Here is a 12,713-nt window from a genome sequence, read left to right on the forward strand (position 1 = left end):
TTACCCCGTGCGGTGATTACACATGGCGGCTCATGAGACCCCCACTGGCGCGCCGATCACTCCCGAAAACTCCGGGAATGGTCGTGGAGACGGCGTCGTTCCGATCGGTGACGCCGCTGGAGTCACCGATGCGCGGCTCAATTTGGTCGCCATCGATCGCCTTTCTCATGCCTTTGAATCCAGTGTCAAGCGTTGGGAGTTGGTGGTCTATCCATCCCTCTTCGCCTTCATCATCCTGGCCACCTACGGCTTCTATCTGGTGTACAGTCTGGCCAAGGACGTCCATGTTTTGGCAATTACCGTGGATAAGAACATGACGGTGTTGGCCCAGAATATGCTGTCCGTGTCCAGCGACATGCGGCAGATCAGTACCGATGTCCGCGGCATGTCCGGGAGTGTGGCTGCCATGTCGGTGGACATGAAGACCCTGCAGCCGATGCTCGCCAGCATGGCCAACATGGACAGGTCCATGCAGGACATGACGCTGAATACCACTGTCATGCGAGATGATATTGCCTCCATGAACCGCACGATCGGCCGACCTATGCGGATGATGAACTCGTTCATGCCCTGGTAGCTGGGACCATCCGGGCGCGCGATGAATCCCGCCGACCCCCAGCCGGTGCGTCTGATCGTCGCCATTTCATCGCGCGCGCTGTTCGATCTCAGCGAGTCCCATCGGGTCTTCGAGACCGCCGGGGTGGACGCCTATCGGGCCTATCAGGTGGCCCATGAGAACGCCACCCTGGAGCCCGGGGTCGCCTTTCCCCTGGTGCGCAAGCTGATGAATCTCAACGCCACCCTGGGCAGCCGCGGCCGCGTGGAGGTCATCCTGTTGTCGCGCAACAGTTCAGATACCGGCCTGCGGGTGCTGACCTCCGCCCACCGCCACGGGCTCGATATTACCCGTGCCGCCTTTACCGGCGGCGCCAGCCCGTACCGCTATGTCGCGGCCTTCGGGGCGCACCTGTTCCTGTCGACCGACCCGAATGACGTGCGACTGGCCCTGACGTGCGGGTGCGCCGCCGCCACCGTGTTGCCGGCGGCCTCGACCGACCGGGGGGGCGCGGACGACGGCCAGGTGCGTATTGCCTTCGACGGCGATGCGGTGCTGTTCTCCGACGATGCCGAGCGACTCTATCGGGAGGAGGGATTGGCGGTGTTCAACGCCAGCGAGTCCGCGTCCGCCTATGAACCGCTCCCGGGCGGTCCATTCAAGGGGCTGCTGGTGGCGATCCAGCAACTCCAGGCGCTCTTCCCCCCGGATGACGCCTCGCCCCTGCGCACCGCGCTGGTGACCGCCCGCGGCGTCCCCTCCCACGAGCGCGTGGTGCGCACGCTGCGTGCCTGGGACATCCGCATCGACGAGGCCCTGTTTTTGGGCGGGCTCTCCAAGGCCAGCTTCCTTGCCGCCTTCGACGCCGACATCTTTTTCGACGACCAGGAGGTCCATTGCGACCAGGCCAGGTTGCATGTGGCGACCGGACATGTGCCGCACGGTGTCGCGAATGAAGTCGCGCTCTCTGGCTAGTCGGCCTGGGTCATCACGGCCGGAACGCGGCAACTTAGGCAGCGTGTAATGATGAATCTAACGCGCATGGCGCTCGCTGTGACCCTCCTGGCGACGGTCGTCGGCTGTGCCGGCATCAATCGGCTGCGCTATCTTGGCGATCCCACCGTGAGCCCCAAGACGCTCGCCGTTGCGGTGTGCGCGAGCTGTCATGGCGTCGACGGTAACACCACCTCAGCCCGCTTCCCCCGACTCGCCGGTCAAACCAAGGACTATCTGCTCAATCAAATGGTGGCCTTCCAGGGGCGCGCCGGCATGCAACTGAGTGCCAAGCGCTTGTGGGGGATGGCCGGTGGGCTGACGAACCTGGACGCCAGACGCATGTTGCGTGTCGCCGACGGGCTGACGACTGACCAGATGCGGGGCCTGGCCGATTACTATAGTAAGCAGTCGCCAACGCCGAACCCGATCGACTCCGGGGATGTGCCACGCCTCGAGCCGGGTCGGGCGATCTACCAGACTGGAAACACTCGACTCGCCGTGGTGGCGTGCCAGACTTGTCATGGCCCCGCGGCCCACGGCAGCGGGCCGCTGCCGCGCCTCGCGAGTCAGCACAGTGGCTATACCGTCGCGCAGTTGGTGGCTTTTCAGGGTGGGCAGCGCGGCGGCCCGGCGGGGGTCGCGATGAAACAGAGCATTGCGCAGCTGACGCGCGAGCAGATGAACGAGGTTGCGCTGTTTCTCCAATCACTACCTTGATTGCCGCGTGCCTGGTCACCGTGTGCAATAGGGGCGGAGACGCGCGGCGCGGTCCATCTGACAAACAAGAAAATCCAAGAGGTTGAGTAAATGCCATGGCCGCCAAGATCGATGACCGTCAATTACGCGAGCTGCTGATCAAACGCTACGCCGGAATAGACCGGAGTGCGCACCGCTATCTACTGAAGTTCTATCTGAAACGGATCGGTTGGACAGTCATCGTGCATGGCACAGCGGTCGTCAAGCGGGTGCTGGACATCGGCGCGTCGTCGCTGCTGCTCGTGCTGCTGCTACCGCTATTGCTGTTGGTCGCCCTGGCGATCTGGCTGGAAAACCCCGGGCCGGTCCTGGTCCAACAGACCATGGTGGGACGCTGGGGTAAGCCGTTCGGCGTGTGGTCGTTTCGCTCGACCTTGTCCGACCGCTCTGACGACGGATCGGATCGGCCGGTGGCGCGCTCGGACGCCAGCACCGGCGATCTGCGCCTCACCCGAATCGGCGCCCTGATCCGCAAGCTGGGAATCGACGCGTTACCCAAGCTCGTGAATGTCTTCAAGGGCGAGATGTCGTTGGTGGGACCGCGCCCGGCATTGCCGCACGAGGTGGACCTGTACTCGCTGGCGGATCGTTGCCGCCTGGAAATCGCCCCCGGCATCTGGCAGAGCGCCAGCCAGCCCGAGGTCCGGATCGATCGGCTGGTGGAGTTGGACCTGCAATACAGCCAGTCGCAATCCTTGTGGACGGATCTCAAGGTGCTCGGGATGCTGACCGTCCTGATTTTTTCCGGAGGCGGTTACAGCGCCACGGTGTCGGCGTCGCTCGCCGACCCGCAAGCGAACGTCTTCAGCTACGATAACAGTCGCTTGGTAGCGGCCGATATCGCCCTTGCCGCCACCGATGGCGGCCCGGCATTGTTGAGCTTCTACAGCGAGGGACCGAATGGGCTGCGGCTGCTGGAGAATGTCTTCACTGACGCCCAGGGCCGTTATACTGGCGACCTGCGCCTGCCGGCTCACTTGGAGCAGATTGTCGTGGTCGTGAGCACCGGCGAGCGGCAGGACACCCTCACCCTACCCATCGTCGATCAGTCGTTTACCTACGTTGAGTGAGCCGGTCTGCGGCCCGACGAAAATGTTGCACCACATGCCCCAGTGATTTCAGGATCGACCGACGCCTATGACATCCAAGCACCGTGGCTGGCAGGAGCGCTGGCAAATCAATCAGGAAGGCATAGCGACGCATGACACCGGCCTGCGCGTGCGCTGGGAAGACGGCCAGGGGGTGGCCGAGAATGCCGAAGAAGTCGTGCTGTCCCTGGTTCCAGAGCACGGCACGCACAACGCACCGGCGATGGTTCAGCGGCTGGTGCGTGAAGGCGCGCAGCTGCTCATTAATCCTAACTCCAGAGGCTGGCGCGACGGCCTCGATTCCGGCCGGTAGGCTGTAATGAGGGATTGATGCACCTGACGCTGCGCACCGCCGCGACGGCCGGTCCAAGCGACCCGCAGGCGGCAACGGCGTTCGCGCAGGCGCGTGCCGGACTCCCCGCGGGGATGCTCGGCGGCGCGGTGCTGGTGCAGTCGCCGGGCGGGTTGCGGCTGTCGCTGCCCAGCGCCGGGCTGGGACCGGCACCGTTCGCGGTCCGCTTCTTCCCCGGGGCCTGGGGGCTGATCGAGCCCGCGGCGGAGCAGCCCTGGCGGCTGGTCGGGGATCGGCTGGAGCTCGACCTGAGCCCGGGCGAGGCGGCCGCCACAGCGGACCCCGGCGGACTCCTGACGGTGCAGCGGGCTGACGGCAGCAGCCGATCCTTCGAGGTGAACGCCACGCGCGGGACACCGGATCACGCGCTCTCCCAAGCGGCCCCAGTGGCAGCGCCAACGCTGGGCCTGCCACTCGCCCTGGTGTTCGCCTTCCTGGGCGGGTTGATCCTGAACCTGATGCCGTGTGTGTTTCCCGTGCTGGCCATCAAGGCGCTCAGTCTGGCCGGGCAGGGGGGATTGGGCGCGCGGGGGCGCATCGCCCATGGGCTCGCCTACACCGCCGGGGTCCTGGTCTTCTTTGCCGTGCTGACCGCGATCCTGCTCGCCGTCCGGGCGGGCGGTAACGCGGTCGGGTGGGGCTTCCAACTCCAGTACCCGCCCTTCGTGGCGATCATGGCCGATGTCTTTCTGGTGTTGGGGCTGTCCCTGGCGGGCGCCGTCACGCTGGGCGGCCGGCTGATGGGGCTGGCCGGGGGGCGGGCGGGCGGCGGGGTTGCCGGTGCCTTCGGGACCGGTGCCTTGGCGGCGCTGGTGGCGGCGCCCTGCACCGCACCCTTCATCCTAGAAAGAGCGGTTGTCACGCCAAGGCGCCAAGCTAGCCAAGGCTTTTCAGTGCGTTATCAGCCCTGCGACAGTCACCCGGAGGGTGTTCTGGATAGTGGTTCTACCCGATTGTATTTCTTGGCGAGCTTGGCGCCTTGGCGTGAGCAATTCCCGGGTTTAGGTTCATGGGCGCCGCCTTGGGCTATGCATTGACCCTGGCCTGGCCCTTGGCGCTCGCCATCCTGCTCGCCCTGGGGCTCGGGCTGGCCGCCCCCTTTCTGGCGCTGTCGCTCGCCCCGGGCCTGGCCCGCCGACTGCCCCGGCCCGGGGCCTGGATGGAGCACCTGAAACAGCTCCTGGCCTTTCCCATGTTCGCCACCGCCGCCTGGTGCATCGCCTGTCTGGTCAACGAGCGGGTGGCGTTGACCCACGCCAGCGTCGTGGCGGCGTTCCAGGCCGCGGATGTGCGCTATCTCAAGGGTGATTGGACCAATCGCGACCCCGGGATCGGCGACTACTTGGCCGGTTTTGGACGCACCGGCGTCCCCCTCTATGTCTACTATCCGCCGGGCGCCGAGCCGCGCGTGCTGCCCCAGATCCTGACCCCTGCCATGGTGCTCCAGGCACTGGGGAGCGCTCCCGTCGACCCCAGATACTGAGTCATCGAACATCCAACCGCCGGAGCGTCCAATGACCCACATCGACCGTCCCTCACGCACACCCCGTCCCCTGGCGGCAACGACGCTCGCCCTGATCGGGGTACTCTTGACCTGGGGGCTGGCCTGGGGCGCCGCCCCACCCCAGGTGGGGCAGCCGGCGCCGCCCTTTGCGGTTGCCGACACGGCCGGCAAGACCTGGAACCTGGCTGACCTGAAGGGCAAGAAGGTCATCCTGGAGTGGACCAACGACGGTTGTCCTTACGTGCGCAAGCACTCGCAACTACGTCCGCCAGGCAATGGCCGACCTGGAGGCCGGCCGCCCCCTGGCCGCCCCGGTGACCCGACCCTATGGCTGCTCGGTTAAGTATTGAAGTGCCGGCGGGGGGCTACTCAGCCCCGCTCTCGGCCACGCCGTCCGCTCCGGGCTGGGCGGCGCACTCGCGGAAGATCCGCGCGGTGCAGGTGCGGCAAATCTGCGGGTCGAGTCGGGAGACGACCGTGGCGATGGCCTCGGTCTTGCCGTTGAACAGATTCGCCCGGCCGATCTCCTCGACATAGCCGCCGCGATTGAGCGGCTCGCACACCGCGGGCTTGAGCCGGATCAGGTAGAGCCCACCGCCCTCGGCGTTGCGCCGGGTCGCCTCTTGGGCCAGGAACTCGGCCCCGGCCACGTCGATGAAGTTGATGCCGGTGGCTGAGATGACCAGATGGCGTTGCCCGGGGCGGGTCTCCTCCAGCCGGTGCAGGGTCTCGGCGACATAGTTGACCGCGCCGAAGAAGAGCGACCCGTCGAGCCGCGCAATCTTGACCTGTGGGCATTCAGGCAGGCTCGGGTCGGTCACAAAGTCGCGCCCCGGGGTGCGTGGGTCCGGCACCCGGCTGATCAGCTTGGGGCGCGAGGTGCGGTTGAGATACAGCCCCAGCGACAGCAGCACGCCGGCCATGATGGCAAATTCCAACTGGAGGAACAGGGTGCCGAAGAAGGTCACGCCCAGCACCGCGGTCTCGGAGCGGCTGGTGCGCAGGATGTTGCGTACGGCATGGAAGTCGATCAGGCCCCAGGCAACCAGGAACAGGATCGCCGCCATGGCGGCGTTGGGCAGATAGGCCGCCAGCGGGGCGACCAGCACCACCACGCCGACCAGCAGCAGGCCGGCCGCCACCGCGGCCAGCGGCGTGCGCGCGCCGGCCTGGAAGTTGAGCCCGCTGCGGTTGAATGAGCCGGTGGCCACATAGCCGGAGAAGAAGGCACCGCCGATGTTGGACAACCCCTGGCCGATGAACTCCTGGTTACCGTCGATGTGCTGATGGGCACGAGAGGCCAACGAGCGGGCGATGGAGACCGCCTCGGTGAGTGCAAACAGGGTGACCGCCAGGGCCGCCGGGGCGAGTTGCCGGATGGTCTCCAGCGAAAAGTCGGGCATGGACAGGGGCGGCAAGCCGGCCGGCAGGGCGCCGACGGTGCGGATGCCGGTCGTCTGCACCCCCAGCACCTGATTGAGCCCATAGGCGATGAGGCTGCCGCCCACCATGGCCGCGATCATATAGGGGAACTTAGGGAAGAAATAGCGCACCGCCAGTCCCAAAACCAGGGTCGCCACGGCCACCCCGGTCACAAAGGGATTGACGTGTGAGAGGTTCAAGAGCAAGGTCCCGACGACCTCATGCAGCCCCAGTCCGCGGGCGATGTCCAGCCCGAAGAAATTCTTGACCTGGTTGCCGGCGATCAGGAAGGCCGCCCCGGCGGTGAAGCCGACCACCACCGAGTGTGAAATGAAGTTGACCAGGGTTCCCAGCCGCGCGAGCCCCATGGCCAGCTCCAGGATACCGACCATGAAGGTCAGGGTCAGTGCCAGTCGCACATAGTCGGCGCTGCCGGGTTCGGCGAAGACGCTGAGGGTGGAGAACACGACGATGGACGCCGCTGTCGTCGGGCCGGAGACCAGGTGCCAGGACGAGCCCCACAGGGCGGCGATGACCGCCGGGACCATGCCCGCATAGAGCCCGTATTCAGGCGGCATCCCGGCGATGGTCGCGAAGGCCACACCCTGCGGCAGGACCACCACCGCGCCGGTCAGACCCGCCATCAGGTCGAGGCGCAGATTCTGCGGCGTGACCCGCCGCCACCAACGCAGAAAGGGGAACAGCATCAACAGCCAGGGTGGCAGGCCTGGGCCCTTGGGGTGATGGGCGGGGAGGGCGGCCGGGGCCGGGCGGGAAGACATCGCTGATACCTCTTGGCGGGTCTGACCCCGCTGGCGCGGGGCGGGTCGAGCTGTTAAAGAGACGCCCTGACGTCAGGGCGTGGCGTTCGTGACACAATCGCAATGCACTGTCGCAGGCAAACCGGAGCCGACCGATGTCCATCGCCGTCCTTGACCCCCAGGAGATCGACTGTCTCAAGACGTTGTCCGCGCGGGGCACCGATCGCCAGGACCCGTGCCCCCGGGCGGTCATGCGGCGGCTTTTGGAGCGGCGGCTGATCGAGTCGGCCCCCGGCACCTGGCTGCCGGTGCCGATCACCGGGCACGGGTATCGCCTGACGGCGGTGGGCCAGGCCGCCCTCGCCGCCTCTTTAAGCAAATGCTAATATATTTCATCGCCCGATTCCATCCCCGGGCGCCATCTTTTCTGCCGCGTCCTGTGCGATCATAAAGCCCCCTACAAACTGCGGAGACCCTCGACCCATGAGCGAAAACCCATCTTTGAAGCGTTACAACCTGTTGGCGCAGCTCTTCCACTGGACGGTGGTGGTGCTGATGATCGGCCTGTTTGTCACCGATACCCTGCGTGAAGGGGCGCCGAAGGACACGCCCGAGCGCCTGGCGTTCCTCAATCTGCACATGTCGTTCGGTATCCTGCTGTTCGTAGTGGTGATTGGGCGCATCCTCTGGGCGCGCATCAGCGACCAGCCGGCGCCCGTCCCCGGTGCCCGCTGGACCCAGGTCAGCGCCAAGCTGACCCATCTGTTGCTCAATATCGCCACCCTCGTGGTGCCCGTGTTCGGCTATCTGCGCGCCGCCGCCAAGCCGCGTCCAATCGAGTTCTTCGGGACACAGGTCCCTAACTTCATCGGTGAATCTCCTGAGATCGCTCATTATATGCATAATTTTTTTCACGGTGAGCCCATGGCCATGTTCTTCTATGTGGTGATCGGCCTGCATGTGGTCGCCGCGCTCTGGCACCAATGGTACAAGCGCGACGGCGCACTCTCACGGATGCTGCCTTGGGGTTGAGACGCTAAAGGCATCGGGGCTTGCGGTAACCCGTCGCGGCCTGGGGGCCGGCTAACGATCCGGCCACGCCCCCCTTCTCGTGCCACTGCTCAAGCGGTGGCACGCATGTGTCGGATAATAGCGACCAGACCCTGAGAATAGGTTATCGATCCCCTTATGAATATGAAAGAGAGCCATGGTCATGCCACTGCTATCATCTTGCTGATCGGTGCCTCGCTCTTTCCGCAAAGCCTATCTGCTGACGAGAGCGCAGGTAAGGGGTTGACCTGGGTGAAGCATCGGCATTCGCAAGAGCTGCGGATCGACTATGTGGGGTGTGGCGGCTGTAATGCTTACCAGGGCGACACGAGTTGCCGGGAGGCGCGCCCCATCCTTTGCCTGAAGGTCGACCATTCGCCGAGGCCGCCTTACGAGATTACCGGCGAAGATCATGCGATGCCGAAGGAGTATTATCAAGGTTGGGCGGCTGGGACCATCGCCTTAACCGCATCAGTCATTGGAATGACATTGGAAAGCCGAGGTTATGCCGATGCAATCTGCCGCGAACAACTGGGGGACGGTTATCGGATGGCGGAGTTCCACGATGGCAACGGCGGTTGGAATTTTTGGGCTTTCGGAAATGTGCCAAGCGATTCTCGGTTCTGGGTTGCGATCGACGATCAGCCCGCCAACTGTTGGGACTATTATAAGAAACCGCTTAAGGCGCCGGATTACGTTAAGCCACTGGACAAGATGACGGCGCCTGACCACGCTAAGGCATCGGCACCCATTTTCAAATGCCGCGACGTCGATGGGTCTATTATCTTTTCTGACAAACCCTGCATTGATGGAGCGCGCGACGGTGATGGTAAGTGGAATGGCGTAGACGATGATCGTTAGTCAAGAGTCCATTAGGGACAGACCACGATCTTCTGTTTAAGCGACTTACCGTTTGCTAAGAAAGCGCCTGTCGGGAAAATGCGGAGTAAAGTCGTTCCGGCCACACGATGTCGAGGCTTTAGCCGGTCGGGAGATTTACACAACGGAGGTATCGGCAAATCTCTGCATGGATGCGCTCGAATGCAGCTTGCCGGAGTCGCCCGACCCGACGGACAATCAGGGATTGATTGAGGGTAAAGACCTTATCCGGCCGGACGATGCTGGCCTTCGGCAAGCGGCCAAGCTCGAAGTCGCTGTCGCTCAACGCCATCTGAACCGGATGATTCATCTGGGATGTCACTTGGGCGGCAATGAAATCGCCGTGGGCAGTCGGCTGCGTCAGGACCAGCACCGGTCGCTGCTTGGTGGCCGAGAGGTCGGTGAAAGGGAAATGCAGGACAACGATGTCACACGGCTGGGGCATGGTTCCAGGCATCGTCTTCCTCATTGTCCCAATCGCCCAAGCTACTCTGTTGGCCGAGCATGAGTGCCCGATCCTCCCGCTTGGCCTCACGTTCAGCCAAAAAATTGGCGAAATCAAGAACTTCCTGCGCGGCGGGTGCGGGCAGTCCTTTGACCGACTCGTAAACTCGCTCGGCGATGGCCATCACGGATATCCTCGATCGACCCGCGCGGACTGCGCGGCCTCCGCTACGAGGTTAGCATCTCCCGGCCCGTAAACAAGAGCTGGCTTTCCAGCGCGGTGTCACGCCTGGGTTGGTCTGCACTCCGAGGCCCGCGGTCTGCGGCTGGAGTGACGATCAAGGCCAGTTTTCCGCTTGGGGCATGATTTCATATCTGGCGGTTGCACGGGCAGAAACCTTGATCGGCAGGCGGGCGATTCCAGCAGCGAGCGAAGGCCTTAAGCGTCGCTCCGGCCAGTCCGCTCTATTCTGAGAGTCCGCGGCGGCCGAGGAGTTGCCGTCACTGGCCTGGATTCCGGCATCCCGGCCGGAATGACGATGAAGCTCGATGTCCTCGGCGAACAGGCAGAACAGGACGCGGATACCGCTCTTCCACAATCGCTGTGGTCGTCTCTGTGGATAATCTGTGCCGAAGCTGTGGCGGTGCCTTAACGGACAGTGGCTTGGCCCGGGTGGTCACGCAGTGTTCGCCACCCTTGGGCGGGGCTCATTATAGAGTCTTCTCGGTTGGGCACTTCTCCACATGCGCTGTGACCGCTTCGGTGGATAACCTGTGTCGAAGCTGTCAGGGCACTTTCCAAACAGTGGTTTGGCAGGTGCGGTCAGAAAATGATCGGACACGCGTTGCCGCCCGGCAGTCGGCACCTAGGCCAAACAAACGTTTGAAAGATTCAGTCAAAGGGGTAGACTGCCGGGCTACTTCCGGACCCACCGCTTGCGCGTGTCTATGCCCCCTCTCGATCAAGCCCTGTCCAGCCGCCTAACTGAGCCGCGCCCCTGCGAAACGCGCCAGCGCATCATTGAGACCGCGCTGCGGCTCTTCGCGGAGAATGGCTTCCGCGGCGTCTCGGTGCGCGATCTGAGCGCCGAGGCCCAGGTGAATGTGGCCGCAGTCAATTACCACTTCGGCAGTAAGCAGGGGCTCTATCACACCATCTTCGAAACCGTGCTGGACGAGGACGAGGCGCGCTTCGCGGCGCAAATCGATCAAGTCGCGACCCTGCTCGGGCGCGCCGGGTCCGATCCGCTCCTGCTGACGACGGCGGTCGAGTCCCTGGCCCGCGGCCTGGTGGGGCGCCTGTCGACCTTTGAACATCTGCGTTGGTTCAGCGTGCTCGTGGCCCGGGAACTGGCCTTTCCGGGCGACCTGTTCGACCTGATCTATCGCCGTCGTGCCGAGCCGGTGCTGCGGCTTCTGGCGCGCCTGGTGGGCGCCGCCTGGGGCCTGCCGCCCACGTCCGAGGCCGTCCGCCTCACCGCCAATGTGTTGCACGGCAATCTGGCCAGCCTGGTGTTTTCGCGCCCCATCCTCGGGCGCCAGTTGGGCTGGGACCATTACACCCCCGAGCGCCTGGACCAGCTTACCCGCACCATCACCGACCTCATCTGCCGCGCCGTCGGACTGCCTGACCTCAAGGCGCTGCCGGGTCCGCGCGCCGCTACTGGAGAATCCGTATGAAGGCGAAGACCGGTTTGACCCTGTTCGTGGTGGCCGCGTCCGGCCTACTGGCCGCCTTGGTGTCCTATGGCAAGGTCGGGGCCGACAGCGCCTCGGCCAAGGCCGCGCCCAAACCGCCGCCCCATCCTGCCCTAGCCGTCACCCTGGTGGCGCCGCGGGCGACTGACTGGCCGCGGGTGATTGAGGCCAGCGGCGGGCTGTTCGCCTGGCAGGAGGGGGTGATCGCGGCCGAGACCGGTGGCCTGCGGGTGGTGGAGGTGACGGTGGATGTGGGCGATCAGGTCAAGCGCGGTCAGGTCCTGGCGCGTCTGGACCAGGATACGGTGAAGGCGGACGTGGCCCAGCAGGAGGCGCGGGTGGCCCAGGTGCGCGCGGCCCTGGCCGAGGCGCGGGCCAACGGCGACCGGGCGCGCAACGTCAAGGACAAGGGGGCGATGTCCGAGCAGCAGGTCACCCAATACCTGATCGCGGAGGAGGGTGCCAAGGCCAATCTGGCGGCGGCGGAGGCGGCCATGGACATGCAGCGCATCCGGCTGGCTGAGACCCGTGTACTGGCGGTCGACGACGGGGTGATCGCGGCCCGTGCCGCGACCCTGGGAACCGTGGTGCAGCCGGGGACCGAACTCTTCCGCATCGTGCGTCAGGGGCGGGTGGAGTGGCGCGCCGAGGTGACCGCCGAGCAGCTCGCCCAAGTCCGCCCCGGCCAGGAGGCGGAGATCCGGTTGCCGGGCGGGACGTTGGTAACCGGCAAGGTGCGCATCCCATCCCCGACCCTGGATGCCACCACCCGCTATGGTCTGGTGTATGTGGAATTACCGACCGACAGTCCGGCGCGACCCGGGATGTTTGCCCAGGGCACGATCCGGTTGGGGGCGAGCCCGGCCTTGACCCTGCCCGAGTCCGCGGTGGTCCTGCGCGATGGATCGAGCTTTGTGTTCGAGGTCCTGGCCGATGAGCGGGTCGCCCAACGCAAGGTCGAGACCGGTCGCCGCACGGCTGGCCAGGTCGAGATCCTGTCCGGTCTGGACGCTGCCGCGCGGGTCGTGGAGAGCGGCGGGGCCTTCCTCACCGATGGCGATCTGGTGCGGGTTGAGTCATCTTCGGCGTTGTCCGGCGCTTAAGACCCGAAGATTAGCCGCAAATGAACGCAAATAGACGCAAATGAAGATGACTGAGACAGGCAGCGACGGATAGCTGTTTTCTCGACGGTATTCTCATCAATCCG

16 protein-coding genes are annotated in these 12,713 nt (G+C 64.9%); 13 read left to right on the top strand and 3 right to left on the bottom strand.

Features of this window, described 5'->3' with window-relative positions; translation table 11 throughout:
• Positions 1 to 22 precede the first annotated feature (22 nt).
• From QZX93_RS19000 to QZX93_RS19035, 8 genes are all read left to right on the top strand, one after another.
• A complete protein-coding gene (locus tag QZX93_RS19000; protein WP_295391473.1) occupies positions 23 to 577 on the top strand; it encodes a hypothetical protein in 555 nt (184 codons plus the stop codon).
• A 21-nt stretch (positions 578 to 598) separates the two neighbouring features.
• Positions 599 to 1,531 (top strand): 5'-nucleotidase, encoded by a 933-nt coding sequence (locus tag QZX93_RS19005; protein ID WP_295391475.1) that lies wholly within the window; start codon positions 599 to 601, stop codon positions 1,529 to 1,531.
• A gap of 66 nt (positions 1,532 to 1,597) precedes the next feature.
• A complete protein-coding gene (locus QZX93_RS19010) occupies positions 1,598 to 2,269 on the top strand; it encodes a c-type cytochrome (protein ID WP_295391477.1) in 672 nt (223 codons plus the stop codon).
• A 95-nt stretch (positions 2,270 to 2,364) separates the two neighbouring features.
• Positions 2,365 to 3,378, top strand: coding sequence for a sugar transferase (locus tag QZX93_RS19015; protein WP_295391479.1), 1,014 nt, complete (start codon positions 2,365 to 2,367; stop codon positions 3,376 to 3,378).
• 67 nt (positions 3,379 to 3,445) lie between these two features.
• A complete protein-coding gene (locus QZX93_RS19020; RefSeq protein WP_295391481.1) occupies positions 3,446 to 3,709 on the top strand; it encodes a hypothetical protein in 264 nt (87 codons plus the stop codon).
• Between the two features lie 17 nt (positions 3,710 to 3,726).
• Positions 3,727 to 4,785 carry a hypothetical protein gene (locus tag QZX93_RS19025; RefSeq protein WP_295391482.1) on the top strand — a complete coding sequence of 353 codons (1,059 nt, stop codon included), beginning with the start codon at positions 3,727 to 3,729 and terminating at the stop codon, positions 4,783 to 4,785.
• Complete coding sequence (locus QZX93_RS19030) at positions 4,758 to 5,231, top strand: thioredoxin family protein (protein WP_366760731.1); 474 nt, start codon at positions 4,758 to 4,760, stop codon at positions 5,229 to 5,231. The genes QZX93_RS19025 and QZX93_RS19030 overlap by 28 nt, the downstream gene beginning before the upstream one ends.
• A 31-nt stretch (positions 5,232 to 5,262) precedes the next feature.
• Positions 5,263 to 5,595 (top strand): redoxin domain-containing protein, encoded by a 333-nt coding sequence (locus QZX93_RS19035; protein WP_295391484.1) that lies wholly within the window; start codon positions 5,263 to 5,265, stop codon positions 5,593 to 5,595.
• Between the two features lie 22 nt (positions 5,596 to 5,617).
• Here QZX93_RS19035 and QZX93_RS19040 read toward each other — a convergent pair whose 3' ends face one another.
• The gene (locus tag QZX93_RS19040) at positions 5,618 to 7,381 is read right to left on the bottom strand and encodes a SulP family inorganic anion transporter (RefSeq protein ID WP_295391517.1); all 1,764 of its coding nucleotides are present in this window, start codon (positions 7,379 to 7,381) and stop codon (positions 5,618 to 5,620) included.
• Between the two features lie 209 nt (positions 7,382 to 7,590).
• Here QZX93_RS19040 and QZX93_RS19045 point away from each other — a divergent pair, with 209 nt between their 5' ends.
• The 3 genes from QZX93_RS19045 to QZX93_RS19055 all read left to right on the top strand — a co-directional run bounded on the left by QZX93_RS19045 (position 7,591) and on the right by QZX93_RS19055 (position 9,346).
• On the top strand, positions 7,591 to 7,821 hold the full coding sequence (locus QZX93_RS19045; RefSeq protein WP_295391486.1) for a hypothetical protein: 231 nt from the start codon (positions 7,591 to 7,593) through the stop codon (positions 7,819 to 7,821).
• A gap of 97 nt (positions 7,822 to 7,918) precedes the next feature.
• On the top strand, positions 7,919 to 8,467 hold the full coding sequence (locus QZX93_RS19050) for a cytochrome b (RefSeq protein WP_295391488.1): 549 nt from the start codon (positions 7,919 to 7,921) through the stop codon (positions 8,465 to 8,467).
• 156 nt (positions 8,468 to 8,623) lie between these two features.
• Positions 8,624 to 9,346: a hypothetical protein gene (locus QZX93_RS19055; protein ID WP_295391490.1), complete on the top strand. Its 723-nt coding sequence runs from the start codon at positions 8,624 to 8,626 to the stop codon at positions 9,344 to 9,346.
• Positions 9,347 to 9,464: 118 nt separating this feature from the next.
• On the opposite strand, the gene QZX93_RS19060 is transcribed toward QZX93_RS19055, so the two are convergent.
• Positions 9,465 to 9,809, bottom strand: coding sequence for a type II toxin-antitoxin system PemK/MazF family toxin (locus tag QZX93_RS19060; protein ID WP_295391492.1), 345 nt, complete (start codon positions 9,807 to 9,809; stop codon positions 9,465 to 9,467).
• Entirely contained in the window at positions 9,793 to 9,993 is a 201-nt protein-coding gene (locus tag QZX93_RS19065; RefSeq protein ID WP_295391494.1) for a DUF2281 domain-containing protein, read from the bottom strand. The genes QZX93_RS19060 and QZX93_RS19065 overlap by 17 nt, the downstream gene beginning before the upstream one ends.
• A gap of 763 nt (positions 9,994 to 10,756) precedes the next feature.
• On the opposite strand from QZX93_RS19065, the gene QZX93_RS19070 reads away from it, so the two are divergent.
• Positions 10,757 to 11,488 carry a CerR family C-terminal domain-containing protein gene (locus QZX93_RS19070; RefSeq protein ID WP_295391519.1) on the top strand — a complete coding sequence of 244 codons (732 nt, stop codon included), beginning with the start codon at positions 10,757 to 10,759 and terminating at the stop codon, positions 11,486 to 11,488.
• Entirely contained in the window at positions 11,485 to 12,609 is a 1,125-nt protein-coding gene (locus QZX93_RS19075; RefSeq protein WP_295391496.1) for an efflux RND transporter periplasmic adaptor subunit, read from the top strand. The genes QZX93_RS19070 and QZX93_RS19075 overlap by 4 nt, the downstream gene beginning before the upstream one ends.
• The last annotated feature ends 104 nt before the right edge of the window (positions 12,610 to 12,713 follow it).

Source organism: uncultured Thiodictyon sp., from assembly GCF_903946935.1.
In the GTDB taxonomy this organism is placed as follows: Bacteria; Pseudomonadota; Gammaproteobacteria; order Chromatiales; family Chromatiaceae; genus Thiodictyon.